The organism is Aminivibrio pyruvatiphilus (assembly GCF_004366815.1).
Classification (GTDB): Bacteria; Synergistota; Synergistia; order Synergistales; family Aminobacteriaceae; genus Aminivibrio; species Aminivibrio pyruvatiphilus.
In genome coordinates, this window is the sequence record NZ_SORI01000012.1 from 19,700 (window position 1) to 44,885 (window position 25,186).

The following is a 25,186-nucleotide window of genomic DNA, read 5'->3' on the forward strand; positions in this document are numbered from 1 at the left end:
CTGCCAGGAAAAGCTGCGGATTTGGGCCGCTGCCAGCGGATGCAGAGGCTTCTTTTCGGGCTTCTTTTCAGATTGACAAATTTCGTTTCCTCCTGTACCGTATGCGCAACTAAAGTTTATTTGGTTGATATTTATGTAAATAAATTTATTTATGTCAGCGGGAAGGACGATCGATCTGAAATGAGGAACTGTTTTCTTGTACTTGGCAGCGGGGAATGTTTCGGCGGCATATCCTTCGGGAGCAGGGCTCCCGGGGTTTCCGGCCTTGTTTCCGGGACGGAAGGCGCGGCAGCGGGTGAAGTGGTTTTCAACACGGCCATGGGCGGATATCACGAGATGCTGACCGATCCGTCCTACACCGGCCAGATCGTGGCGCTCACCTGCCCTCACGCAGGCAATTACGGATGCCTGGACGAATGGTCGGAACGCGGTCCCGACGAGCCCTCCATGCCGGAAATCAAGCTGTCGGGTCTGGTGGTGCGGTCCCTGCACTCCGGTCCCGTGCCCGGGGGAAGGACGACCCTCCACGAATTCCTGAAAAAACACGGCATACCGGGGATACAGGGGGTGGACACTCGTGCCCTGACCCTTCGGCTCCGGACCGGGGGAAGCTGCGCCGGCGTCATAGTGAGTTCCCCGGAAGGCGCCCTGTCCGGAGAGGAAATGAGCCGTGTTCTCGCCTACCTTGGAAGTGTGCCGTCCATGGCGGGGCGGAACCTTCTCCCGTCGGTGGGAACCAGGACGGAGAAACATCCCGGGGGCCGGGGAACTCTCCATTTCGCGGTGGTGGACTGCGGTGTGAAGGGGAACATCCTCAGGGAACTCTCCCTCAGGGGAGTCTCTTCCACAGTGTATCCATGGACGGCCGCGCCGGAGGACATTCTCCGGTCCTCCCCCGACGGCGTTCTCTTTTCCAACGGGCCGGGAGATCCGGCTGTCCTGACGCCCCTTGCGGATGTCATCCGGACCCTTCTGGGCCGCCTTCCGGTCTTCGGCATCTGCCTGGGGCACCAGGTAATCGCCCATGCCCTGGGCGGAACCACGAAAAAGATGAAATTCGGCCACCACGGGTGCAATCACCCGGTCCGGGACGAGCGGACGGGACAGGTCCAGGTGACCAGCCAGAACCACGGTTTCGAAGTTGACGGTTCCTCCCTTCCCCCCGGGGTGATAATCCGGTTCCGCAACGCCAATGACGGCACGGTGGAGGGGCTCTCCCATGACTCCCTGCCCCTTCTCTCCTGCCAGTTCCATCCGGAGGCCGCGCCCGGCCCCAGGGACTCCCTGTGGATTTTCGACGAGTTCGTACACATGGCGGCTGTTTATGCCGCCCATAAGGAGGCACACTCATGCCCGCCCGCAAAGATCTGAAAAAAATCCTCCTTCTGGGGTCGGGGGCCATCGTCATCGGGCAGGCCTGCGAGTTCGACTATTCAGGTGTCCAGGCGGCAAAGGTTCTCAAGGAGGAAGGGTACGATGTGGTGGTGGTGAACCCCAACCCGGCAACGGTGATGACCACGCCGGGAATCGCCGACACGATTTACCTCGAGCCCCTCAAGATTCCCTACGTGGAGGAGATCATACGGAAGGAGCGGCCCGATGCCGTACTGCCCACCATGGGAGGGCAGACGGCCCTGAATCTCCTCCTGGAGCTGGACGATGGGGGCATCCTGGAAAAGTGGGGAGTGGAGGTCATCGGCGCCTCCGCGGAATCCATCCGGCTTGCCGAGGACCGGGGACGGTTCAAGAAAGCCATGGAGGATATCGGCCTTGACGTCCCGAAATCTGTCCTCGTCCGTTCGGTGCAGGAGGCCGAAGAGTTTGCCGTCCGGACCGGCCTGCCGGTGGTCATACGTCCCTCCTTCACCCTCGGGGGCGTGGGGGGTGCCATCGCTTCCACATGGGGGCAGCTCAGGGCGCAGGTGGAGCGGGCGCTTCTGGAGAGCCCCGTGAAATCGGCCCTCGTGGAAGAATCCCTCCTGGGATGGAAAGAGTTCGAGATGGAGGTCATGCGGGACAGAAAGGACAATGCCGTGGTGATCTGCTCCATAGAGAATATCGACCCCATGGGAGTCCATACCGGCGACAGCATCACCGTGGCCCCCATACAGACCCTGAGCGACAGGGAATACCAGACAATGCGGACCGCCGCCATCGACGTCCTCCGGGCCGTAGGGGTGGACTGCGGAGGGTCCAACGTGCAGTTCGCCGTGCATCCGTCCTCGGGAAGGATGACGGTGATCGAGATGAACCCCCGGGTGAGCCGGTCGTCGGCCCTTGCGTCCAAGGCGACGGGGTTTCCCATCGCCCGGGCTGCCGCCAGGCTGGCCGTGGGGTACACCCTCGACGAGATTCCCAACGAGATTACCGGAGAAACTACCGCCTGTTTCGAGCCGGCGCTGGATTATGTGGCCGTGAAGTTTCCCAGGTTCGAGACGGACAAGTTCCCGGCGGAATACGACCTGCTCGGGACCCAGATGAAGTCCGTCGGGGAATCCCTCGCCCTCGGGCGCACCTTCATGGAGGCCGCGAACAAGGCCGCCAGGGCTTTGGAACAGGGCTTCGACGGCATTCACGAGCTCTCCATGGGGTACGACGGCCTCGATACGATGCTGACGACGTCCCACCCGAAAAAACTTTTCGCCGCCTACACGGTGCTGAAGCGGGAAGGGCGGCGGTCCCTGAAGGCGCTGGCGGAAAAAACGGCCTACGATCCCTGGTTCCTCTCCCAGATGGCAGACCAGGCGGAGCTGGAAGAGAAAATAGCCGACGGGCCGCTGACGGAAGATCTTCTCCTGGAGGCGAAGCGGTCCGGCCTTTCCGACAAGCGGATCGCCGCTCTTTCCTCCATAAAGGAAGGGGCAGTCGAGGCCCTCCGGAAGGACCTGGGCATCGAACCCTGCTTCCATTTCGTGGATACGTGCGCGGGGGAGTTTGCGGCGGCCACCCCCTATTTCTACTCCACCTGGGGTGAAATCGACGAAGGGGAGCCTGCGGGAGAAACGGGCGTCGCCATTCTGGCTTCAGGGCCCAACCGGATCGGCCAGGGGCTGGAGTTCGATACCTGCTGCACCCTGGCGTCCCTCGCATGGAAGGAGCTGGGGCGGCGGACGGTGATCATCAATTCCAACCCCGAGACCGTCTCCACCGACTACAACGTTTCCGACAGGCTGTACCTGGAGCCTCTCGCGGCGGAGCACGTGAAAGCCGTCCTGGCGAAAGAGGGCCTTCGCGATGTTATGGTGCAGCTCGGAGGCCAGACGCCCCTCAACCTGGCGGAAGAGCTTGAGAAATGGGGCGCCCGTATCGTGGGAACCTCCCTGGCGGGCATAGATGAGGCGGAGGACAGAGGCAGGTTTTCCGCCCTGCTGAAGCGTCTCGGCCTCCGCCAGCCCGAGAGCAGGATGGCGGCATCTCCCGGAGAAGTGGCGGAGGCTGCGGCTGAAATCGGCTTCCCCGTCCTTCTCCGCCCCTCCTATGTCCTGGGGGGAAAGAACATGTTCATTGCCCATACGGAAGAGGAACTGGAACGCTACCTATCCAGGGGGCTGCCCCTGGACAGGGAACACCGGCTTCTGGTGGACCGCTTTCTCGAGGATGCCTTTGAATATGACCTGGACGCCCTCAGCGACGGGCGGAATGTCTACGTGGCAGGCGTGCCGGAACATATCGAGGCGGCGGGGATCCATTCCGGGGACAGCGCCTGCGTCTTTCCGGCCTATAAATGCACTCCGGCGCTGCACCGGGAGATGACGGAGGCGGCGGTACGAATCGCGAGGGAGACCGGCGTGAAGGGGTTTCTCAATATCCAGTTCGCGGCGAAAGGCGGGGAACTGTACATTCTCGAGGTCAACCCCAGGGCATCCCGGACAGTCCCCTTTCTTTCCAAGGCCGGCGGCGTCAACCTGGTGAAAGCCGCCGTCCGGATCTGGCAGGGGGAAGACCTGGAGGCCCTGGGGCTCACGAAGGACGGGTACGGAGAAGGACGGTGCCTCACGGAATGGGCGGTGAAGGAGGCGGTGTTCTCCTTTGACCGTTTCGCCTCCGTGGACCCGGTCCTCGGACCCGAAATGCGCTCCACCGGCGAAGTCATGGGAATGGGTTCCACGGTGGGGGAGGCCTTCGCCAAAAGCCAGGCTGCGGGGGGGACCATGCTCCCCGTGCGGGGGACGGTTTTTATTTCGGTGAACGATTTCGACAAATCCACAATTTTTCCGGCGGCGAAAAAGCTGGCGGATCTCGGTTTTTCCCTCGCGGCCACAAGAGGGACCGCCCGGTATCTCTTCGACAGGGGACTCTTTCCCGAAGTGGTCCTCAAGGTCCACGAAGGGCGGCCGAACGTGGTGGACCACATGAGGGGGGGAAAGATCCAGCTTCTCATCAATACGCCCTTCGGATCCCGCAGCCTGTCGGGCGGGCGGGAGATGCGCATCGAGGCGGTCCGCAGGAAAATTCCGTATACGACGACGACTTCCGCGGCCGAAGCGGCCGTGGAAGCCATCGCCGAACTGCAGAAGGGATGCGTTTTCGTCCGTCCCCTGCCGGAAATGAAGTAAGTCCGGCAGAAAAGAAGTTGCTTTGTCCGTTATTGACTGCGCTTCGCTTTAGTAATACCATAACGAAGCGATACCGGATTTTTTATCAGCAAAGGAGGGATGGGTGTGAGCAAAACGCGGGAAGGATGGAATCCTTATCTTCTCGGCGGACTGGCCGGACTGCTTTCCGTATGGTCGACCTACTATACCGGAAAGTTTTTCGGCGCGTCCACATCCTTCGTGAGGGCTGCGGCCTTCGTGGAGGATAAGGTCATTCCGGAACGGGCGGCGACACTTGAATATCTGGTGAAGAACGCCGCAAAGATGGACTGGCAGATGATGTTGCTTATCGGCATTTTTATCGGTGCCCTGCTTTCGGCTACATTGTTCGGCGATTTCAAGTTCCAGGCCGTGCCGGACATGTGGAAGAAACACTTCGGTGAAAGCGCCGTGTCCAGGGGTGTGGTGGCCTTTCTCGGCGGTGCGGTGGCCATGTTCGGCGCCCGCCTGGCCGACGGATGCCCCAGCGGACACGGGCTGAGCGGGACCATGCAGCTTGCTGCCAGCGGTTTTTTGGCTCTCATCTGCTTTTTCATCGCAGGTGCCATAGTGGCCAGAATGATATACGGAGGAGGTGGGCAGAATGGATCTTGACCAGATCGTAGTCCATCTGAATGAAATTCTCGTCTCCCTCAAGGGCATAGCCAACGCCGTCGACCTCGAGCTCCGTTTCGGCCTGGTCACCGGAATGGTATTCGGCGTCCTTCTCCAGAGGGCCAGGGTGCTTCGCTACGACAAGCAGCTCGCAGCCCTCCGTTTCAAGGATTTCACCATCCTGAAGTTCATGATGTCGGCAATCATCGTCGGCATGATCGGGACGTATTTCCTCTACGACCAGGGACTGGTGAAGCTTTCCATAAAACCCACCATCCTGGGCGGGACCATCACCGGAGGCGTCCTCTTCGGAGTCGGCTGGGCCCTTCTGGGCTACTGCCCCGGCACGTCCATGGGCGCCCTGGGCGAAGGGCGGACCGATGCCCTCTGGGGCATCCTCGGCGCCATCGTCGGCGCGGCCCTCTATGCCGAGATGTTCCCCTACCTGCAGGATACCCTGCTGAAGATGCACGACTACGGAAAGATCACCCTTCCCCAGCTTCTCGGCGTCAACCACTGGATCGTCATTGCGGGAGTCTCGGTGGTCTTCCTCCTGTCCTTCGTGCTGATGGAGAAAAAGGGACTGTAATTTATCCCGTTTGCTGCAGCAACGGCCCCCGGATTTTTCCGGGGGCCGTTTTTCTATCGTTTTTTCAGCAGGGCGGCAAGGGGAAGGAGAAGGAGAATTCCCCAGGGAGACACTCCTCCGGAGCACCCCGGAGCGGACGGATTCTCCGGCGGGGCGGGCAGGGAGAAGAGCTGGTATCCCCTGTCGTACTGGTCGCCCCACCCTCTCGCGAGAAGATGGTGGGTTCCTCCCGAAGTAAAGGCCCATCCTCCGTCTCCGGAGATAAAGGGAAAGCGGGGAGAGGCCAGCCCCCATTCACCGCCGCTTCCGTCGGGGCGTGTCCAGGCGGCCAGGGGAGAGGCCATGCTGAGGTCGCCGAAATACACGAGACCGCCGAAGAGGAGGACGGCCTCCCTTTCCCCGTCGAAGGCCAGCGACCCCTTCCACGTGCTGAAGGGAAGGGAGGTGTCCTGCCGTGAACCGTCCTCCAGGGAAAAGACGTTCACCGATGACGTGGGGATTTCCACCGTCGAAGAGGTGGATCCCACGGTGAACAGTTCGTAGTGTTTCCCGCCGGCGACGAAGAGCTTCCCGTCCTCTATGGCGGCTGCCGCGGCGAAGCGCTTCTCCGACAGGGTTCCCCATCGCTGCCATTCGAGGGTCTCGAGGTCGAGCCGGTAGACGGAATCGACGGTCTTGTCATGAAGGTCCAGGAAAGAGCCCACCACAAATCCTCCGGCCATATAGAAGTATTTCTCTTCCGCCGCCGTTGCCGGGGAGCCGAGACGGCTTTCCCGGAGTTCTTCGGGCAGGCGGGTGAGCCGGCGGAGCTCTCCCCGTTCCGTGTCGTAGGCGTAGACCCAGCCTTCCGACGACTGTCCCGTCAGGAACACCGTCGTTCCCAGTGCGCAGTAGCTCGTGTAGCGGAAGTCGAGGTCGGTCCGGGCCCATTCTTCCCCTTCCCCGCCCAGGGGAGCTTTCCGCAGGGTCCGGTCCCGGAGCGAAAAAACGGCGGGAAGGTAGCGGCGGACCAGGTTGCCGTATTCGTTCAGCTCTTCGAATCCGGCGGTGCCGTAGACGAATTCATCCGCCACGGCGGCCTGTCCGGACACGGGAACGGCATGGAAATCCCTGCCGCCTTCGGAAAAGTACACGATGTCCGCCGGGGCAGCTTCCCCGGGACGGGTGAGCAGGAAGGGGAGGGACGTCAGCCTGTCCTGTCCGTCCGCCACGATTTCCAGGGTCACCCTGCCGTCGGGAAGCTCCCCCGGGGGCAGGGTGATGACCGTTTCGCCGGAGGTCCGTCCGTCTTCCGGGAGGATGACCCTCCGGCCGTCACTGAGGACGAGGGAAAGAACTCCCCCCTCGGTGAGATTGTAGCCTGAGAGCCTGACCTGCCCCCCCGGCATGGGGAACTGGCTCGAGAGCCGGAAGAGGGCCGGCCGGGTGCGCAGGGGTTCCGTGAGGGCCCGTCCCGCGCTGAGCCGCCCTTCCGTCCGGCTGAGGCCTTCGAGGGAGGGCAGCCTGTCGGCGGTGGAGAGAAGCTGGGCCTTCACGGTCCTCCAGTCCGCCTCCGGATAAGCGGAGAAGAGCAGGGCGGCGGCCCCCAGGGTCAGCGGCGTTGCCATGGAGGTTCCGGATTTCAGCACCCAGGTGTTCCATGTCCCCCCGATCCTGGAGGAGTAGCCGTTGGTTACGTACTTGCTCGGAATGGTGGAGAGGATGGTCTCCCCGGGGGCGTGGATGTCCACCGACCTCCGCCCCCACTGGGAGAAATTGGAGGGCTCGTCGGTCCCGCCGGTGGATCCCACGGAGACGATGTTCCCGAAAGGGAGGGAGGACGGGTAGCTGAAGGAGGCGAAGTCGTTGTCCGTGGCGAAGTTGCCCGCCGCGGCGAAGACCAGGACGCCCCCTTCCTCGAGTTTCGCCAGGGCTTCCTCGATGGCCCGGCTGTAGGGGATCCCCGTGCCGAAGGACATGTTCACCGCCCTCACGTTCACGCCCCGGGCCTTCTGTGCGAGGAGATACTCTGTGTTGGCCAGCACGTGGGCGGTTTCGAAGCCCACCAGCGCCATGACCCGCACGTTGGGGGCGATGCCGGTGATGCCGTAGTCGTCCTGCCGGGCGGCGATGATGCCGGCGCAGTGGCTGCCGTGCTCGTTCCCGTCGCTGATGTCTCCCGTGCCCTCCAGGGCGTTCCAGCCGTTCACGTCGTCGATGTAGCCGTTGCCGTCGTCGTCGATGTTGTTTCCGGGGATTTCGCCCCCGTTCACCCAGAGGTTGTCCGCGAGATCGTGGATATAAGGCCCTATCCCCGTGTCCATGACGGCCACCACCACCGACGGGTCTCCCCTGGTGACGGTCCAGGCCCGCGGGGCATCCACGTCCGCCCCGGCGGTGAGATGCACCGGGGCGAAGCCGTTGAGCCAGGAAAGTTCTTCGACGGCGTAGGGGGAGGCCGTGTTGGAGAGGCTCCACTGGACCCAGTAGTGTTCGTCCTCCGGGGCGTCGAACCAGGTGAGGGGAAGGGAGGGCTCCGCCCAGGCCACACCCTCGAGTTCAGCGAGCTTCCTGGCGGCGGCTTCAGGGTCGCCCCCTCCGTCGGCGAGGTACACCCCGGTCCGTTCGAGCCTCTGTAGGTCGGAGGCAGAAATGCCTGCTCCCGCGAGAAGTGAGCGGGCGGAAAGCGTTCCCTTTTCGCCGGGGGGCTGTTCCCGCAGGGCGAACACCACCGTGCCGGAGGGGGCGGAACGCCCCTCCCCGGCACGGGAGGCGGAAGGAAGCAGGAAGAAAACCGCGAAAAGCAGCGCAGCGGCAATGCTTTTTTTCATGGGTGCCCGGCGGCGTACCTCAGCTGAAGGCCCGTTTGTACTGTTCCGGCCAGGGCAGCTCGATTCCCCGCTTCCGGGCTTCAAGAAGGGGGAAGAATGGGTTCCTGAGGAGTTCCCTGCCGAGGGCCACCAGGTCGGCCCGGTTGTTGCAGAGGGCTTCCTCAATCATCTCCAGGGTGGTGATCATCCCTACGGCGATGGTGGGCACCCCGCAGGCAACCTTGATCATCTCGGCGAAGGAGATCTGGTAGCCGGGATAGACGGGGGGAGGAACGGGCGTCACCCCTCCGGAGCTTACATGGACAACATCCACCTCCCGGGTCACCCGGTCGATGATGCGGGCCATCTCAGTGGGGGTCATGCCGCCTTCGGCGTAATCCTCCGCGGAGACCCGGAGGAACAGTGGCTTTTCCTCGGGCCATTCGGTCCGGACAGCCTGGACGACGTCCTGGAGGAACCGGGAACGGCCCTCGAAGTTCACGCCGTAGCCGTCGTGCCGCTTGTTGCTCAGGGGAGAAAGAAACTGGTTCACCAGGTAGCCGTGGGCGCCGTGGATCTCCACCACGTCGAACCCGGCCTTCAGGGCCCGGCCGGCGGCCGAGGCGAAGGCCCCGGCGACGAAGTCGATGTCCTCCCGGGACATTTCGACGGGATCGGGGTATTTCCCGTCGTCGCTGTAGTTCAGGGCGCTGGGGCCGTATATTTTCCCGACCGCGGCGCCGCACTTCCTGCCCGCGTGGTTGAGCTGGATGCCGATTTTTGCCCCGAGACTGTGAACATGATCCGCCAGCCGGGCGAGAGGGGCGATCTGGTCGTCGCTCCAGAGGCCGAGGCAGTTGTCCGAGATGCGGCCCTCCGGGACGACTCCCGTGGCTTCCACGATGATGAGTCCTGCGCCTCCGAGGGCGCGGGCGCCGTAGTGGAGGAAGTGAAAATCGGCAGGAGCGGAATCCGGGGCGCTGTACATGCACATGGGGGGCATGACGATCCGGTTTTTCAGCTCGAGATCCTTGATTCTGAAGGGTTCGTAGGTCTTCACGAAGAACAGGCCTCCTTTATGACAGTATGGTATGGTGAGAGTAGGGTATCACGAAAGGTACGTTTTTGCACCGTAGAAAAAACGCCGCCTCCGGAAGGGAGGCGGCGCGGCAGTCGTCGTGTACTCGCTGTTTCGTCTAGGACCAGCCGATGGTCTGGAGCACCGTGAGGGCCACCATGGCAAGGACGATCTGGAGGGCGATGAGGGGGAAGATCCACTTCACGTACTTCTCGTAGGCGATGCCCGCAATGCCAAGGCAGCCCATAACCACGCTCGCCGTGGGGATGAAGCAGTTGGTGAAGCCGTCGCCGAACTGGAAGGCCTGGACGGCCACCTGCCGGGTGATTCCCGTGAGGTCCGCCAGGGGCACCATGATGGGCATGACGGTGACAGCCTGTCCGGAGCCGGAGGGAATGAAGAAGTTGATGACGATGTTGGCGAAGAACATGAGGTTCGCGCCGATGACCGGGCCGTACTTGGAGATGGGCAGGGAGAGGTAGTAGACCACCGTGTCGATGATCTTGCCGTCGGTCATGACCACGGAGATGGCCCGGGCCATGCCGATGACGAGGGCGGCATAGGCCATGGAGCCGCATCCCTTGACGAAGGCCACGGCGGTGCCGTTCATGCCGAGGCCGCCGATGAGACCGCAGGAGACGGCCATCATGAAGAAGACCACGGAGTAGTGGTCAATTCCCCACTTGAGCTGCAGGGAGCCGTAGATGATGGCGCCGAAAGAGATGACCACTATGGCCGTGCAGATCATGTGCCGGAGGTCCATGGATTCGTGCTCTTCAAAGTGGTTGGCCTGCTGGGCCGCCTCCTCGGCGGAGTAGACCAGGCTCCTGGTGGGGTCGGCCTTGACCTTCCGGATGTAGAGATATACGAAGCCGAAGGTAAGCAGCAGGTTTACGATGTGGAAGAACACCCTGACACCGAAGCCGGAGAACATGGGCAGCTCCGCCACGGTGTGGGCGATGCCCACGGTGAAGACGTTGCCCCAGCCCACGTTGAAGCCGGCGTAGGAGCCGAGATAGATCATGGCGAAGCCCACCACGCTGTCGTAGCCCAGGCCCTTCGCCAGGAGGATGCCCAGCGGGATGAGGGCCACCACGGGGTTGGCGAAGACGCCGGTGGCGCCGCCGATGGACATGAGGAGCATGATGATGGCCACGGCCCAGAGCTCCTTGCCCTTCAGCTTGTGGACGATGCGGTTCATACCCACCCGGATGGTGCCCGTTTCCTCAAGGATCCTGATGGCTCCCCCGACGAAGAAGACCATGAAGATCATGGAGGCGGACTGGACCCAGCCTTTCACCACCGAGTTGAAAATTTCCCAGAAGCCCTGGGGGTTCGCGTCCACCACCTTGAAGGAATCCGCCACCACCTTGGTGACCGTCCCTTCCTTCACCCGCTCGTACTGCCCGGCGGGAATGAGCCACGTCAGCACCGCCATGAGGACGGTGATGATGAACATCAGCGCGAATACGTGGGGTACCCTGCTCTTTTTCTGTACTGCTTCCGCCATTGCTCTCTCTCCTTTACGCTGTTTGGGATTTCGCCCCTTCGGGGGCGAGAAGGTCGAAAATATACCGGATGAAGACCGCCACCCCGAGGGGCAGGGCCTCGTCGGGGAAGTTGAACCCCGGGTTGTGGAGGGACACCGGGATCTCTCCGCCCACGCCGAGGCGGAAGATGACCCCTGCGGGCACGCCCTGGATGAAATAGGCGAAGTCCTCCGAGCCCATCATGGGGGCGGCGAGACGGATGACCCTGTCCTCGCCGAGGACGTCCGCCGCTGCCCGGGCGATGCGCTCCGTCTCTCCGGCGTCGTTGACCACGGGCGGGATGCCGAACTGGTAGTCGCAGAGGGCCTCGCACCGGTAGGACGCCGCCACGTGGGTGCAGATGGAGACGAGCCGGTCCCGGATCTTCTGCCGGACATCGGGGGAGAAGCAGCGGACAGTGCCGCCGATTTCCACTTCCTGGGGCACGATGTTGAAGGCGCTGCCGCCGTGGATCTGGCAGACGGACAGGACGGCCCGGTCGTTTGCCTCGATCTCCCGGGCGAGGATCATCTGGAGGCTGATGACCGCCTGGGCCGCCGCCGCCAGGGCGTCGCTTCCCCTGTGGGGATAGGCGCCGTGGGTTCCCTTGCCGACGAACTTCACCTTGAAGATGTCGCCCGATGCCATGAAGGGGCCTGCGTAGACGCCCACGGAGCCGACGGGAACCTCCACGCCGCCGTGAAGGGCGGCCACGAAGTCTACCTTCGGGTTGTCCAGGATGCCGCAGGCGATCATTTTGTCTGCGCCATAGAGGGTTTCTTCGGCGGGCTGGAAGAAGAGCTTCACCGTTCCGGCGAAGGAGGAACGGGCTTTCTGGAGTGCCTTTGCCGTCCCCAGCAGGATGGCCGTGTGGCCGTCGTGGCCGCAGGCGTGCATGACGCCGCTGTTTTTCGAGGAATAGGGCACGCCGGTGGCTTCTTCGATGGGAAGGGCGTCCATGTCGGCCCGAAGCCCCGCCACGGGGGGTTCCCCCTGTCCCTTCCATTCCGCCGTGCCCCTGATGATGCCGAGCACGCCGGTTTCAAGATCCAGAGGAACCACTTCGATCCCCGCGGCTTCAAGTTCCTTTGTGACGAACGCCGTGGTCTCGAATTCTTTGAATCCGAGCTCCGGGTTCTCATGAATGCGGTGCCGCGCCTCGACCACAAACTTCTTCACTTCGTCCACGAGCTTCCAGACCTGTTCCTTCATCTCCCGACCTCCCTTTTGAAAAAAACCGTGCTCCTTCTACGGAAGGGGCACGGTGGATTTCGCTCTTGATAATATAATACACAGCCTGCATAATGCAACCCCAGGCCGGAGACCTAAATCCGCAGCTTTTCCTGGCAGAGGGAGTGTCGCCGGGCATAAGGTGAATTCGCCCCCCAGGGGCGAAGAGATGATCCCCTGGGGGACAGCGCCCGGGCCGAGAAACCGACAAGGATGTCGGTTTCAGGTGCAGTTGTCAAGGACGACAATCTGCACCGACGGCCCAAGCGAGCACCGGTGACGCTCCCCGCTGCCTGCGGATTTAGGGGAGATTTCCGGACTCCCCGGCTAATTGTCAGCTTCTCAGGAACAGCTTCCCTCGCCGCCGTCCCGGCCCATCTTCGTTGCCGCCAGGTGGCTGCTGATCTTCAGGCCATAGGCCGACTCCATGGTCCGCACCACGGAAAGGACCTTCAGGATATCGATGCCCGTGGCAATTCCCATGCTCTCCGCCATGTTGGCCATGTCCTCCGTGGCGGCGTTCCCCGCCGCACCCGGTGCGAAGGGGCACCCTCCCAGGCCGCCGGCGGCCGCGTCGAAGGACGCAAAGCCGAGGCCCATGGCGGCGACCATGTTCGCCAGGGCCATGCCGTAGGTGTCGTGAAGATGGAGGGTGAAGGGGTAGTCGCCGTATTTCTGCCGGATGACCGACAGGGTGGATGTCACGTATTTCGGGTCGGCGGTGCCGATGGTGTCCGCCATGGTGATGCCGTCCGCTCCTGCCTCAAGGGCCCTGTCGATGACCCTGAGCACTTTCTCCGGCGCCACGGGACCGGCAAAAGGGCAGGCGAAGGCGGTGGCCACGGAGACCCTGAGCTTCGTGGACCCCTTCAGGGCGGCGACTTTCTCCATCTCCGCTATTGATTCGTCCACCGTCCGCTTCGTGTTCGCCATGTTGTGGTCCTGGCTGGCGGAGATGACGAAGTTCATCCAGTCCACGCCGGAGGCCAGGGCGCCTTCGGCCCCCCGGAGGTTCGGGATGAGGGCGATGGACGTGACCTTCCCCTGCCACTTCTTTTTGAATTCCGCCATTACGTCGGCGGCATCCGCCATCTGGGGAATGGCTTTCGGACTCACGAAGGAGGTCACTTCCATGGAGGATATGCCCGTTCCGGCCAGGCCGTCGATGATGGCCACCTTGTGCTCCGTGGGGATGAACTCCTTCACGCTCTGGAAGCCGTCCCGGGGGCAGACCTCCATAATCTCGATCTTTTGGGGGAGGGACGGAAAGGCCATGTCAGATCGCTCCCTCTTCGCTGAGGGCCTTCAGGTCTTCTCCGGTCAGGCCGAGGAGTTCGCCGAGCACGTCTCCGTTGTGCTGACCCAGGGTCGGGGAGGGGGTGCGCACGCCCGACGGAGTACCGGAGAGCTTGATGTGGCTTCCCGTCACCTTGAGTTTGCCGGCCGTAGGGTGGTCCATCTCCACGAACATCTCCCGGTCCCCGGCGATGTGGGGGTCATGGACGACCTGCTCGATGTTGTAGATGGGGGCGCAGGGAATGCCCGCATTGTTGACCTTTTCGTAGATCTCGTCCACCGTGAGCTTCGTGGACCATTCCTCCACGATGGCTTTCAGCTCCTCGTGCCTGGCCACCCGGTCGGGTACATGAAGGTACCGGGGGTCTTCGGCGAGTTCCGGCTTTCCCATGACCTTGCAGAGGCTGACCCAGAGCTTGTCGTTCCCGGCGCCGATGACCAGGCTGCCGTCAGAGCCCCGGAAGGAGTCGTAGGGGTAGGTGGATTCGTACCGGTTGCCGATGCGCTGGGGAATCCGGCCTTCCACGAGGTAGATCATGTTGATGATCTCGAGGCTGGCCACCGCCGAGTCCACCAGGGCCACGTCCACCTTCTGCCCTTCGCCGGTCTGGATCTTGTTGAACACCGCCGCCAGGATGCCGATGGCGCAGGAGAGACCGCCGAGCACGTCCCCCATGGCGGTGCCGGTGCGGGTGGGTTCGCCCCCCGGCCAGCCGGTGGTGCTCATGAGGCCGCTCATGGCCTGGGAGATGATGTCGTAGCCGGGGCGCTGGCTGTAGCGGCCCGTGTGGCCGAAACCGGAAATGGCGGCGTAGACGATGGCGGGGTTGACCTTCTTCAGGTCCTCATAGCCGAGACCGAGCTTTTCCATGGTCCCGGGACGGAAGTTCTCGATCACCACGTCCGACTGTTTCACCAGGTCAAGGAAGATGGCTTTCCCCTTCGGATTCTTCAGGTTCAGGGTGACGCCCTTCTTGTTCCTGTTGAGGTTCATGAAGTAGGCGCTTTCGCCGTTCTTGAACGGCCCCATCTGGCGGGTGTCGTCACCGGTGCCTGCCTGTTCTATCTTGATGATCTCCGCCCCCATGTCGGCGAACATCATGGTGCAGAACGGCCCTGCAAGCACCCGGGTGAGATCCAGGACGCGAAGTCCCTCGAGGGCTCCTTTTCTTTTCATCATGCTTTTTCCCCTTTCTTCTGTCGGGTTTGATCTTCGCCCGTGGCTTCCGACGGCTCCGGGCGCACTTTTCCCTTGTTCGGATCGAGCCTGCGCTCGAAATAGCTGAAGAAGCGGCCTTTCCTGAGTTCCTCGAGGTCTCCCCGCTGCAGGCCGAGGAGGATCTCCTCGTGCTCCGCCACCAGGGCGTCCATGTCGGACTCTGTGGCGAGGTCGCGGATGAGGGCGTGCTGAATCTGGTGGTACACCGTTCTGAGGAGCCGCAGGGTCCATTCCCGTCCTGCGAGGGCCGCCAGGGAGAGGTGGAACTCCATGTCCAGCGTGCTGAATTCGAGAAGGATTTCGTCGCGGGAATCACCGGAGGAACCAAGGAGCCCCATCCGGGAGAGGATTTTCTTCAGGGCTCCCTGCTGTTCCCCGGTGAATGTGCCCTTGCGGATGATCTCCCGGAAGAGAATTTCCTCGAGGGCATAGCGGATGTCGTAGAGTTCTTCGATTTCCCCCGGGGTAAAGGCCACCACAAGGGAGCCTTTCTGGGGGATGGAGCGGAGGAGGCCCAGCCCCTCCAGAATCTTCAGCCCCTCGCGGACCGGTGCACGGCTGACGCCGAGCTTTGTGGCGAGTTCTTCTTCCCGGATGAAGGAGCCGGGGGGATACGTATCGGAGAGGAGAAGCTCCTTCCGGACGTAGGAGGCCACTTCTTCGGCGAGGGTCTTGGGGCGGAACGGATTTGCCGGGGCCATGAAACGCCCTCCTTCCGTAAATGTCGACATTTAACATGTTGACTTCATTGTACCCCTCTTTTTTTTCCTGTCAAGAAAAAACCCCGGCCGCCGGCCGGGGTTTTTTCTCCGGAATCGTTTTTTCCGGGGAGAAGGTCGTTTCTCAGAAGAACGTCCTGCTGCCGAGCCACCCGTCCCTGCCCTCGGGAACGTTCCGGGTGTCCACCGTCACGGTGATGCAGCCCGGCTGGTTGTTGTCCTCGTACCAGGGCGTGCCGTCCTTCAGGTTCATCCTCCGGGCGAACATGAAGGCCTCGAACACGCTGACCCTGCCGTTGCCGTCGTAATCGGCGTTCGGGGTCCAGGGAGCGCCGTTTCGGTCCGCGGCGTAGTCTCCGTCGGGCGTCTCCCCGAGAAGGGCGGTGACGAACCAGTAGAAAATCTCGTTGTAGGGCTGAACGGCCCGGGGATTTGCGGGGCTCGCCGAATGGGCCCTGGAGACACGCTGCTCGCCTGCGGCGGAGAAGATGATCCTCCGGGGAGCCCTGAGGTCGTCGAGAAAGCCGCCGGAGAAGCACTGCTCCAGGTGTATCACCATGGTGCCGTACCGGGTGATCCGGTTCAGGTCGGCGGAGAAGTCGTCGTCGTAATACCGGCCGCTCCACATGCTCAGGCTCTCGTCCGCCCGAAGCACGTCGTTTTTGTCGCCGTCTCCGTTGAGGTCGAGGTTGAACTGCGCCTCGGAAATGGAATCGTCCGGTTCCCCGGCCGCGGTGATCCGGCCTCCGTACAGACCGGGATCGAGGGAGCCGGTCCGGACCTCGAGAAAGCCTCCTCCGTGGTCGTTGGCGAGGATGAAGATGAAGTCGTTGTCCCGCGACACGGCACCGATGTTCCTGAAGCACCGCTGGATGTTCGTTCTGCTCGCCGTGCCGCTGACGGGCATGGTGCCGTCGATCTTGCCCTCCACGTCGCCCGGAGGGGCGCCGTCGGCGTAGTACACGAAAATGTCGGCGGCGGCGAAGCCCCTTCCCAGAAGGATGTTGTACATGGTGAGCAGGTCGTTCCAGTAGCGGATGTGGTTGTTCTCAGGCCCGCCCCCTCCGGCGATGAGAACGGCGAACCTCCGCCCCGGGACGAGGTCCCCGGGCCGGTATTTCTCAAGCCTCCGGAGAATTTCCGGTTTCCTAGGCTTCATTTTCGCGGGGGGAAGAATGCGGGGAGTGACGATGCGGACGTTTTCAGGCGAGGCGATCTTCAGCACGGCCGGGGAATTCTTCAGGGGGGACGTCTTTCCCGGCCGCTTCAGGACGCCCGCGACGGTGATCCTGTCGCCGGACTTCAGCCCCGCAGGGCGGGGGCCCTCCAGGGGAACGAAACAGCCCGCCGGAAGCTCCATGTTGTAGTCGGTCCGCGAGATATCGTCGATGACCATGGGGATGGACCCGCCGTAGTAAAACCCGGACAGGGAGACCCTCTGCCCGATCCGGGACAGAACGGGAAGGGATACGGGAACGGCCTGAAGAATCTCCCCCGCGCCGCTTCCGGGGGGAACTTTCGGGGCACTCCAGGCATTCGGGGAAGGGAGCCCCAGCCACAGCAGGCACAGCAGCGCAGCGACGGAACGGTTCATCTTCCGGACCACCTCCGGTCAGGGGATATGGAATGATTATACAGTCTTTTCCGTCTTTTTTTGTTTTGCCCGGAGGGGCTGTTTTTTACCGGATGAGGGTGCTGATGCGCTTGTAGAGCTGGACCGTTGCAAGGGAGACCACTGTCCCCTTCAGGAGGTTGAAGGGCACCACGGCGTACAAAACCAGGGTCCCCAGGTCGTGCACCGCGGGGATGGCCGCCGAGGACATGGCGATGATCTTTTCCAGCGGAATAAAGTTCGAATAGAAGGGAAGCAGAAAGAAATAGTTTGCCAGGGCCGCAGTGACGGTCATGGAGAGGGTGCCCGCCGCCAGCCCGGCAAGGGCTCCTTTCCGGCTCCTGTTCCGCCGGTAGATCATGCCCGCCGGAACCACCAGGGCGCTCCCCATGAGGAAATTCGCCAGTTCGCCCACTCCGGCGGTGGACGTGGTCAGCGAATGGATCAGGTTCTTGATCAGCTCGGTGAAGACGCCCGCGGCCGGTCCCCAGGCGAAGGCGGCCACCAGGGCCGGAAGGTCCGACAGGTCGAGTTTGAGAAAACGGGGGAACAGGGGAACTGCCATGTCGATGTACATGAGCACTGCCGCCACGGCGGACAGAAGGGCGGTCCAGACCATGCGGCGGGTTGAGTTGACCGTAGTCGCTTCCATGAAGAATTCGCCTCCTGAAAAAGAAAAGCCCCGGACGCAAAGGCATCCGGGGCAAAAATGCGGATCTCGCCATCTTCTTCCATCCTGACTTGGCGGACGACTCGCTCCGTCCGCTTCACAGTCGGCTCCGGAATCGCACCGGATCAGCCTTTCGGCTCGCGGGCTGCGGACCTGGAGGCCCTTCACCGCCGGTGGGGAATTCCACCCCGCCCCGAAGATTTCGGGGATATGATACTCCATTTCCGCCGTCAGTGCCAGAGAGGGAAATGTTTTTGTCGTCATCCCGAATGAGCGCAGTATTTCTGTCATCCTGAGCGGAGCGAAGGATCTCGCTTTTTGGGGTTCAGGGTTGTTCAAACCCGAGATCCTTCGCTCCGCTCAGGATGACAACCAGCTCGGGATGACAGAGCCCATGGTGCCGGCCTCGGGATGAAAGAGTCCTTCGCTCAGGATGCCAACCCGTTTCTGTCATCCTGAGGGGCGCAGCGACGATCGCATTTGGTTGTCATCCCGAACGCCCGCAATAGCTTGTCATCCCGAGGAGCGGTTTAGGCGACGAAGGATCTCGCTTTTTTGGGTTCAGGGTTGTTCAAACCCGAGATCCTTCGCTCCGCTCAGGATGACAACCAGCTCGGGATGACAGAGCTCATGGTGCCGGCCTCGGGATGACAGAGCGACGATCGCGGAGCATCCCCGGAGGGGAAGGATCTCGCCGTTGTCCTTGATTCTTTGTATCCTGCCCTTACCCTAACCCTACTGCGACTTTCCCCGGCAGAGAATGGGCAGCTCGTCCGCGACCCGGCCGTCCTCCACGAGGTACATCCGGTCGTAGAGGTTGCAGGTGGGGCAGATGTGGTTGGGGATGATCTCCACCCGGTCTCCCAGGGAGAGCCGCTCGTTCGCCTCCCGGCCGTAGACCAGGCCGTGCTCGTCGTAGAGCTTGCCGATCCTCAGACCGTCAAAGCCCTTCAGCAGGCCGTGGCCGGGAGTGGCGCAGATCCCCCCTTCCCTGGTGAAGGCCGTCAGCGCCTTGACCCCCGCGTCCAGGACCACCCGGTCGGCCGTGGGCTTGCTCATCACCGTGGCCAGCACCGTGGCGGCGCAGGTGCCGTAGCTCCCCACCGCCGCACCCTGGGCGGCGTCCATGAGGACGTAGGTTCCGGGACGGATCTCCGTCACGCCGGGGAGAATGTCCCCGCCGAGCAGAATGGACGGCGTGGCGCCGATGCTCACCGTGCCCACGGGGATGCCCGCCGAGCGGATCATCTCCGCGGCCCCGAGGGTGTCCTCCTGGGCCTTCCTGTAAAAGGCGGCGCACTGTTCCCGGTCTTTTGCGCCGTAGGTGTGCCCCTCATGGGAAAAAATGCCCTTCAGCCGCACGTTCGGCGCGGCGGCGATGAATTTCGCAAGCTCCACCAGCTCCGGTCCGGGAAGCATGCCCGACCGCACCTCTCCCGTTTCCACCTCGATCAGGACGTCTGCAGGTTCCGGGGCTCCCTCGAAGAACCGGGAGATGGCCGTCACCTGCTCCCGGTTGTCCACCCCCACGCTGAGCCGCGTTTTCGCGGCCAGGTTCCGGAGCCGGGCGAACTTCAGGTCGCCGAAAATCTCGTTGGCGATGAAGATGTCGTCCATGCCGTTTTCGGCCATGACCTCCGCCTCGCCGATCTTGGCCACGGTGATGCCCTTGGCTCCGGCCTTCACCTGCATGGCCGCGATCGCCGGAGTCCTGTGGGTCTTCGTGTGGGGCCTCAGGGCGACGGCCGCCCTGTCTGCCAAATCCTGCATTCCCGTTATGTTGCGGAGCAGAATGGTTCTGTCCACGAGGAGGGAAGGGGTATCAAGGCTGCTGTACAGGTCTTTCATGGCTGTTGTTCCTCCGTTCTTCCGGCATCCGTCGCCGCGACGGCGTCGATTTCCACCAGGAAGCCGTAATGCAGGTCCCGCGTGGGCACCACCGTCCGGGCCGGACGATGGTCGCCGAAGAATCCGGCGTACACTGCGTTTATCCTGCCCCAGAGCGAAATGTCCGACACGTAGACGGTGACCCGCAGCACCCTGTCCCTGCCGCTCCCGGCGGCTTTCAGCACGGCCTCCAGATTCAGGAGGGTCCGTTCTGTCTGTTCCTCCACCGTACCGAGGCATTTCTCGCCCGTTTCCGGAACGATGGGAAGCTGCCCCGCCACGTACACAACGCCCTGATGCACTACCGCCTGGGAATAATGGCCCCCCGGCCGGGGAGCATCCTCCGTCGAAATGAACCGCATTATTTTCGGGCACCTCCGTTCAGAATCGCACACTTTGTCTGTTCAGCCCCGGAATCTTCCGGGGCCTGTCCGCATCCCTCGTCCCGCCGTGAATCAAGCTTCCTGATCTCCTCGTCGATGTAGTCGGCCAGGATGCTGTTGTGGAAGGCCATGGCCTTTACCGCCGCTTTCACATTGCCGCTCTCCATGGTCCGAATGATCTCCATGTGGTGGTTGTACCGCTCTCTTGCCGGGAAGGGTGTGGTGGACAGTCCCCGGAACGTTTTTTTCCACAGGACCTCCACTCTCTTGTGCATCTCCCGGATCACGGGATTGTCGAGCAGGGAGGTGATGGCCAGTTCGAAATTCATGTTGGGCAGCTCGAACCGGGATCCTTCGCCGGCAAGGCCATTTTCAGCCGCCTCTAGCTGCTCGTCCTCCATCCGCCGCAGTGAAAGGATCTGCGATTCCGTCAGATGGGGGACCACCTCGGCAACGACCCGCTCCTCGATCATCCTCCGGGCCTGGATGAGCTGCCGCAGAAAGACGAAATGGTCCCTCTGGTCTGAGCTGTATTCCGCCACCGGCACGGCGGCGGTGGAAAGAAGAAATGCTCCGCCTCCGTGCCGGATTTCCAGCAGACCGTTGCTCTCCAGGGTCTTCAGGGCCTCCCGCACGGAGCTCCGGCTCACCTTCATGGCGGCCGCGAGGGTCCGTTCCGAGGGAATCCGGTCCCCCACCTTCAGATTGTTGTCCCTGATGTACCTGGTTATGTTTTCGATGATCGCGTCCCTGACGATGACCTTCTTGATCTGCTGGAGCGCCACGTTTTTCCATCCCCCTTGCATCCGCCTGAGAATCTGCTATACTTTTCAAAAGCTTTAACTGGTAGGACCACTTGCCACTTTCCAGGCCCATTATAGCACCTTGCCAAATCTTACATCATGAATCACCCGGTCAAAAGCGAAGCAAACATTTCCAGTGGACCGGAGAAACGGCGGAAACAGCCCTTCCACCCATGCGGGGAGAGGCTTCAGGAACCGGATTTTTTCGACATGAGGAGAGATAACGGCATGCATGCTCTGGAAAAAACCCTCGCCCGGGCTTCCGGGAAGACGCAGGTATCGGCAGGGGAAATCGTCCTGGCGGACGTGGATCTGGCAGAGGTCAACGACCTCTATCTTCAGGTGATCAAATCCTTCCATGAACTGGGAGGAGAAAAAGTCCGCCACCCCGGAAAGACATCCTTCGTCTTCGATCATTATTCACCCGCACCCACCATCAAAGCAGCGGACAACCACAAAAAAATGAGGGAATTCTGCGCCGGGCAGGGCATTCCCCACCTCTTCGACATCGGCGAGGGGGTCTGCCACCAGGTACTGACCGAGAGCGGCATGGTCGGTCCCGGTACCATCGTCGTGGAAACCGATTCCCACACCACCACCATGGGGGCCCTCGGGGCCTTCGGGACCGGGGTGGGGGCCACCGACATGGCCACCATCCTGATCACCGGGAAGCTCTGGTTCAAGGTCCCCCGGGTGATGAACATCGTCTTCGAGGGCACTCCTCCCAAAGGCGTCATGGCCAAGGACATGATCCTCCACGCCATCGGCGACCTCAGGCAGGATGCCGCAATCTACAAGGCGGTGGAGTTCAGCGGCGGCACTGTCCGGGAGATGGCCCAGGAGGAGCGCTTCGTCCTGTGCAACATGGCCGTGGAGATGGGGGCCAAGGCGGCCTACATCGCCCCGGACGGCATCACCCTCGACTATCTCTCCTGCTATGGCTGGAAGGGCGGAGAGATTCCCGCGACCGACCCGGGGTACGAGTATGACTCCGTGGTCCGGTACGACGTATCCTCCCTGTCCCCCCGGGTGGCCCTGCCGGGGAGCGTGGACGCCGTCTCCGCCATTCCGGAGGAGAGGATCCCCGTGGACCAGGTATTTCTTGGCACCTGCACCGGCGGACGGCTCAACGACATCCGGGTCGCGGCGGAGATCCTGGAAGGGAAACGGGTCGCCCCGGGAACCCGGTTCGTGGTCATTCCCGCCTCGAGACGGATCTTCCAGGACGCCCTTCTGGGCGGGTACATCGAAACGCTGGTGAACGCCGGCGCCGTGCTGTCCACCCCCGGCTGCGGTCCCTGCCTCGGCGCCCACGAGGGCATCCTGGCACCGGGAGAAACCTGCGTCACCACGTCGAGCCGGAATTTCCCCGGAAGAATGGGAAGCACCGAGGCGGACATCTATATCGCGTCGCCCGCCACCGCTGCCGCCACCGCGCTCATGGGCCGCCTCTGCGGCGCGGACTCGCTCTAAGGGAGGAGCTGGGGAATGGACATCATCAGGGGAAGTATTTTCACCTTCGGCAACAACATCGATACAGACCAGATCTATCCCGGACGATACCTCGAGCTCACCGAGCACGACGAAATCGCCGCCCACGTCATGGAAGGGGCGGACCCGTCCTTTGCGTCGACAATGAAACGGGGCGACATCATCGTTGCCGGAACCAACTTCGGCTGCGGCTCCAGCCGGGAGCACGCCGTCATCACCCTGAAAAACTCGGGGGTGGGGGCCGTGGCGGCCAGGTCCTTCGCCAGGATTTTTTTCCGGAATGCAGTGAACCTCGGGCTGGTCGTAGTGGAAATTCCGGACCTGGGAGACCTCGGTCTTCGGGACGGCGACGAAGGGGAGCTCGATGTTCTCAGGGGCGTGTTCACCACACCCGCCGGTGAGAAGTCCTTCGCTCCATTGCCTCCCCACGTGCTCTCCATCATCGAGGCGGGGGGCATCTTCCCCCTGTTCCGGGAGAAGGGCGCGGGCGTCTTCGGTTAGGCCGGGGCGGATCTGGATTGGGAGAGGGGAGTCTTTTCATGGAAACGAACCGCAGAAAGCCCGTACTGGCCGTTCCCCTGGGGGATGCGGCGGGAATAGGTCCGGAAATTGTGGCAAAAGTCGCCGCGTGCGGCTTTCTTGAACGGCATGCCCGTCCCGTGATCGTGGGAGATGAGAGAGTACTCCGGCTGGGAATGAACATCGCCGGGGCGGAGTTTCCCTTCCGCAGGGCGGGATCACTGGAGGAAGCGGCAGCAGGAGAGGGGCTCACCCTGTGGGACACCGGCACCCTGGACGCCGCAACCCTCGAGCTGGGCAAAGTGTCGCCTGTCAACGGAAAAGAAGAGGGCGACAACCTGGCGGCCTGCATCGAAGGGTGCAAACGGGGACTTCTGGACGGCATCTGCTTCGCCCCCCTGAACAAGGCGGCCCTCAAGCTCGGAGGGTACAACTTCCCCAGCGAGCACGAGATGTTCGCCCACCTGTACGGCATCACGGAAGGGTTCGGCGAGATGAACGTCCTGGAGGGGCTCTGGAATATCCGGGTCACCAGTCATATTCCCCTGAAGGACGTGAGCCGGAACATCACCGTGGAGTCGGTGCTTGACTCCATCCGCCTGGGGTACAAAACGTTGCGGCGGGCAGGCTGCGAGATTCCCCGGATGGCCATGGCCGCCCTGAACCCCCACGGAGGAGACAGCGGCACCTGCGGCCGGGAGGAGATCGACATCCTTCTGCCCGCCATCGGGACGGCCCTGGACGAAGGGATCGCCGTGGAAGGCCCCTTCCCTTCCGATACTCTGTTCATTCGGGCCTTTGAAGGAAAATACGACGGCGTGGTCACCATGTACCACGACCAGGGACAGATCGCCATCAAGCTCAGGGGGTTCCATCACTGCGTTACCGTTTCGGCCGGGCTGCCCCACCCCATCACCACGCCCGCCCACGGAACGGCCTACGACATCGCGGGAAAGGGGATATGCACCACGTCCGCCTTTGAGGACGCCTATGCCCTCGCCGCCAGGATGGCCCTGGGAGACCGGGCGGTCTCATGAAGTCCCGGCCCGGCGGCCGGGAAATACGGAAGAAGAGGGGAGGGATGGAAGAAGTTTTTATCGCGGAACAGGCATGAAGAGAAGAAGGGATGAACTACAAACGACAAGGAGGGTCACACGATAATGAAAAAAAGACATCTTCTGGTACTGCTGGTTCTGGCTGTGTCTCTGGCCTTCACGGGCGCGCTTTCCGCCGCCGACAATTATCCGGCGAAGGCGGTCGTGCTCGTGTACCATTCCCAGGCGGGATCGGGCGGCGACATCTTCCTGAGGAACATGGGCAAGGCCATCGAGAAACAGATCGGAAAGCCCATCATCGTGGAGAACAGGACGGGAGGCGGCGGTTCCAACGCCTGGATGTACTCCAAAAACGCGAAGCCCGACGGATACACCCTGCTCGGAATTTCGTCCTCCATCATCGCCGGCCCGCTCCAGACCAAGATGGCGGTCTCCTACGCCGACTTCAAGCCTGTCGCCCAGGTCTTCTTCGATCCCACGGTCATTTTCGTCCCCGCAAAGAGCCCGTTCAAAACCTTTGATGACGTCATCAAGGACGCCAAGGCGAATCCCGGAAAGCAGAACTGGGGCGCCGGAAATCCCGGCAGCGCCGAGACCATGTGCATAGAGAAGGTCGCCCAGCTTGCCGACATGCAGATTACCGTGGTTCCCTTCGAAGGCGGAGCCGACGTCATGGTGGAGATCATCGCCGGCAGGATCGACGCGGCCATCGGCGAGTACGCCGAAATCGCCAGCCAGGTTGAGGCGGGCAACATCCGCATCATCGCCTGCCTGAATTCCGAACGGATGGAAGAGGCTCCCGACGTGCCCACCCTCAAGGAGAGCGGCGTGGACTTCGTGTTCGAAAAAATCCGCGGCATCGTCGCCCCGAAGGACGTTCCCGATTCGGTGGTCAAGGTTTGGACGGACGCCCTCGCCAAGATTTTCGACGATCCCGAGTTCAAGACATACTACAAGGAGAACATGCTTGTCCCCAGATTCCTTCCCGCCGAGAAAATGCAGAAGGTCATGGACGACCAGCACGCCTTCTTCAAGGAGATGAGCAAGGGACTCTACTAGAGCCTGCTTTCCCGTACAGGTTGTGTGATTTCTCGTAACCAATCTGCCTCGAGGCGCCCCCCGGACCGG

The 25,186-nt window shown here is 62.4% G+C and carries 20 protein-coding genes and 1 riboswitch; of the genes, 8 read left to right on the forward strand and 12 right to left on the reverse strand.

Features of this window, described 5'->3' with window-relative positions; genetic code table 11:
* Window positions 1-180: 180 nt before the first annotated feature.
* From carA to C8D99_RS09535, 4 genes are all read left to right on the forward strand, one after another.
* Entirely contained in the window at window positions 181-1,371 is a 1,191-nt protein-coding gene (carA, locus tag C8D99_RS09520) for a glutamine-hydrolyzing carbamoyl-phosphate synthase small subunit (RefSeq protein WP_133957909.1), read from the forward strand.
* Entirely contained in the window at window positions 1,350-4,556 is a 3,207-nt protein-coding gene (gene carB, locus C8D99_RS09525) for a carbamoyl-phosphate synthase large subunit (RefSeq protein ID WP_133957910.1), read from the forward strand. The genes carA and carB overlap by 22 nt, the downstream gene beginning before the upstream one ends.
* A 105-nt stretch (window positions 4,557-4,661) precedes the next feature.
* Window positions 4,662-5,189, forward strand: a complete 528-nt coding sequence (locus C8D99_RS09530) for a YeeE/YedE thiosulfate transporter family protein (RefSeq protein ID WP_243833888.1) — start codon at window positions 4,662-4,664, stop codon at window positions 5,187-5,189.
* Window positions 5,179-5,778: a YeeE/YedE thiosulfate transporter family protein gene (locus C8D99_RS09535; protein ID WP_133957912.1), complete on the forward strand. Its 600-nt coding sequence runs from the start codon at window positions 5,179-5,181 to the stop codon at window positions 5,776-5,778. Before C8D99_RS09530 ends, C8D99_RS09535 begins: the two co-directional genes overlap by 11 nt.
* 53 nt (window positions 5,779-5,831) lie before the next feature.
* Here the strand turns inward: C8D99_RS09535 and C8D99_RS09540 are convergent, their stop codons facing one another.
* From C8D99_RS09540 to C8D99_RS09595, 12 genes are all read right to left on the reverse strand, one after another.
* Complete coding sequence (locus C8D99_RS09540) at window positions 5,832-8,588, reverse strand: S8 family peptidase (protein ID WP_133957913.1); 2,757 nt, start codon at window positions 8,586-8,588, stop codon at window positions 5,832-5,834.
* Window positions 8,589-8,607: 19 nt separating this feature from the next.
* Window positions 8,608-9,627 carry an NADPH dehydrogenase NamA gene (gene namA / locus C8D99_RS09545; protein ID WP_133957914.1) on the reverse strand — a complete coding sequence of 340 codons (1,020 nt, stop codon included), beginning with the start codon at window positions 9,625-9,627 and terminating at the stop codon, window positions 8,608-8,610.
* 136 nt (window positions 9,628-9,763) lie between these two features.
* Window positions 9,764-11,155, reverse strand: a complete 1,392-nt coding sequence (locus tag C8D99_RS09550; protein WP_133957915.1) for a YfcC family protein — start codon at window positions 11,153-11,155, stop codon at window positions 9,764-9,766.
* Window positions 11,156-11,168: 13 nt separating this feature from the next.
* A complete protein-coding gene (locus C8D99_RS09555; protein WP_133957916.1) occupies window positions 11,169-12,386 on the reverse strand; it encodes a M20 metallopeptidase family protein in 1,218 nt (405 codons plus the stop codon).
* Between the two features lie 360 nt (window positions 12,387-12,746).
* A complete protein-coding gene (locus C8D99_RS09560; protein WP_133957917.1) occupies window positions 12,747-13,679 on the reverse strand; it encodes a hydroxymethylglutaryl-CoA lyase in 933 nt (310 codons plus the stop codon).
* Between the two features lies 1 nt (window position 13,680).
* Entirely contained in the window at window positions 13,681-14,880 is a 1,200-nt protein-coding gene (locus tag C8D99_RS09565) for a CaiB/BaiF CoA transferase family protein (protein ID WP_338024445.1), read from the reverse strand.
* Window positions 14,877-15,620 carry a GntR family transcriptional regulator gene (locus tag C8D99_RS09570; RefSeq protein ID WP_166670116.1) on the reverse strand — a complete coding sequence of 248 codons (744 nt, stop codon included), beginning with the start codon at window positions 15,618-15,620 and terminating at the stop codon, window positions 14,877-14,879. Before C8D99_RS09570 ends, C8D99_RS09565 begins: the two co-directional genes overlap by 4 nt.
* Before the next feature lie 142 nt (window positions 15,621-15,762).
* Window positions 15,763-17,232 carry a hypothetical protein gene (locus C8D99_RS09575; protein ID WP_133957919.1) on the reverse strand — a complete coding sequence of 490 codons (1,470 nt, stop codon included), beginning with the start codon at window positions 17,230-17,232 and terminating at the stop codon, window positions 15,763-15,765.
* 85 nt (window positions 17,233-17,317) lie between these two features.
* On the reverse strand, window positions 17,318-17,902 hold the full coding sequence (locus tag C8D99_RS09580; protein ID WP_133957920.1) for an ECF transporter S component: 585 nt from the start codon (window positions 17,900-17,902) through the stop codon (window positions 17,318-17,320).
* Window positions 17,903-17,969: 67 nt separating this feature from the next.
* A riboswitch (FMN riboswitch) is annotated at window positions 17,970-18,125 on the reverse strand.
* A 530-nt stretch (window positions 18,126-18,655) separates the two neighbouring features.
* Window positions 18,656-19,768 (reverse strand): alanine racemase, encoded by a 1,113-nt coding sequence (locus tag C8D99_RS09585; RefSeq protein ID WP_133957921.1) that lies wholly within the window; start codon window positions 19,766-19,768, stop codon window positions 18,656-18,658.
* Window positions 19,765-20,169 carry a RidA family protein gene (locus tag C8D99_RS09590; protein ID WP_133957922.1) on the reverse strand — a complete coding sequence of 135 codons (405 nt, stop codon included), beginning with the start codon at window positions 20,167-20,169 and terminating at the stop codon, window positions 19,765-19,767. Before C8D99_RS09590 ends, C8D99_RS09585 begins: the two co-directional genes overlap by 4 nt.
* Window positions 20,169-20,975: a FadR/GntR family transcriptional regulator gene (locus tag C8D99_RS09595; RefSeq protein ID WP_166670117.1), complete on the reverse strand. Its 807-nt coding sequence runs from the start codon at window positions 20,973-20,975 to the stop codon at window positions 20,169-20,171. The genes C8D99_RS09590 and C8D99_RS09595 overlap by 1 nt, the downstream gene beginning before the upstream one ends.
* A gap of 246 nt (window positions 20,976-21,221) precedes the next feature.
* Between C8D99_RS09595 and C8D99_RS09600 the strand changes: the two genes are divergently transcribed.
* The 4 genes from C8D99_RS09600 (at window position 21,222) to C8D99_RS09615 (ending at window position 25,117) form a co-directional block, all read left to right on the forward strand.
* A complete protein-coding gene (locus tag C8D99_RS09600; protein ID WP_133957924.1) occupies window positions 21,222-22,466 on the forward strand; it encodes a 3-isopropylmalate dehydratase large subunit in 1,245 nt (414 codons plus the stop codon).
* 15 nt (window positions 22,467-22,481) lie between these two features.
* Window positions 22,482-22,985: a LeuD/DmdB family oxidoreductase small subunit gene (locus C8D99_RS09605; protein ID WP_133957925.1), complete on the forward strand. Its 504-nt coding sequence runs from the start codon at window positions 22,482-22,484 to the stop codon at window positions 22,983-22,985.
* Between the two features lie 38 nt (window positions 22,986-23,023).
* The gene (locus C8D99_RS09610; RefSeq protein ID WP_133957926.1) at window positions 23,024-24,040 is read left to right on the forward strand and encodes a 4-hydroxythreonine-4-phosphate dehydrogenase PdxA; all 1,017 of its coding nucleotides are present in this window, start codon (window positions 23,024-23,026) and stop codon (window positions 24,038-24,040) included.
* Window positions 24,041-24,163: 123 nt separating this feature from the next.
* Window positions 24,164-25,117: a tripartite tricarboxylate transporter substrate binding protein gene (locus C8D99_RS09615; protein WP_133957927.1), complete on the forward strand. Its 954-nt coding sequence runs from the start codon at window positions 24,164-24,166 to the stop codon at window positions 25,115-25,117.
* Window positions 25,118-25,186 lie beyond the last annotated feature (69 nt).

Bases quoted from the DNA above. Each gene is read 5' to 3' on its own strand.
- C8D99_RS09540 (WP_133957913.1), bottom strand. From the start codon at position 8,588: ATGAAAAAAAGCATTGCCGCTGCGCTGCTTTTCGCGGTTTTCTTCCTG.
- C8D99_RS09590 (WP_133957922.1), bottom strand. From the start codon at position 20,169: ATGCGGTTCATTTCGACGGAGGATGCTCCCCGGCCGGGGGGCCATTAT.
- C8D99_RS09610 (WP_133957926.1), top strand. From the start codon at position 23,024: ATGGAAACGAACCGCAGAAAGCCCGTACTGGCCGTTCCCCTGGGGGAT.
- carB (WP_133957910.1), top strand. From the start codon at position 1,350: ATGCCCGCCCGCAAAGATCTGAAAAAAATCCTCCTTCTGGGGTCGGGG.
- C8D99_RS09565 (WP_338024445.1), bottom strand. From the start codon at position 14,880: ATGATGAAAAGAAAAGGAGCCCTCGAGGGACTTCGCGTCCTGGATCTC.
- C8D99_RS09555 (WP_133957916.1), bottom strand. From the start codon at position 12,386: ATGAAGGAACAGGTCTGGAAGCTCGTGGACGAAGTGAAGAAGTTTGTG.
- C8D99_RS09615 (WP_133957927.1), top strand. From the start codon at position 24,164: ATGAAAAAAAGACATCTTCTGGTACTGCTGGTTCTGGCTGTGTCTCTG.
- C8D99_RS09560 (WP_133957917.1), bottom strand. From the start codon at position 13,679: ATGGCCTTTCCGTCCCTCCCCCAAAAGATCGAGATTATGGAGGTCTGC.
- C8D99_RS09605 (WP_133957925.1), top strand. From the start codon at position 22,482: ATGGACATCATCAGGGGAAGTATTTTCACCTTCGGCAACAACATCGAT.
- C8D99_RS09600 (WP_133957924.1), top strand. From the start codon at position 21,222: ATGCATGCTCTGGAAAAAACCCTCGCCCGGGCTTCCGGGAAGACGCAG.
- C8D99_RS09585 (WP_133957921.1), bottom strand. From the start codon at position 19,768: ATGAAAGACCTGTACAGCAGCCTTGATACCCCTTCCCTCCTCGTGGAC.
- carA (WP_133957909.1), top strand. From the start codon at position 181: ATGAGGAACTGTTTTCTTGTACTTGGCAGCGGGGAATGTTTCGGCGGC.
- C8D99_RS09550 (WP_133957915.1), bottom strand. From the start codon at position 11,155: ATGGCGGAAGCAGTACAGAAAAAGAGCAGGGTACCCCACGTATTCGCG.
- C8D99_RS09535 (WP_133957912.1), top strand. From the start codon at position 5,179: ATGGATCTTGACCAGATCGTAGTCCATCTGAATGAAATTCTCGTCTCC.
- C8D99_RS09580 (WP_133957920.1), bottom strand. From the start codon at position 17,902: ATGGAAGCGACTACGGTCAACTCAACCCGCCGCATGGTCTGGACCGCC.
- C8D99_RS09570 (WP_166670116.1), bottom strand. From the start codon at position 15,620: ATGGCCCCGGCAAATCCGTTCCGCCCCAAGACCCTCGCCGAAGAAGTG.
- C8D99_RS09575 (WP_133957919.1), bottom strand. From the start codon at position 17,232: ATGAACCGTTCCGTCGCTGCGCTGCTGTGCCTGCTGTGGCTGGGGCTC.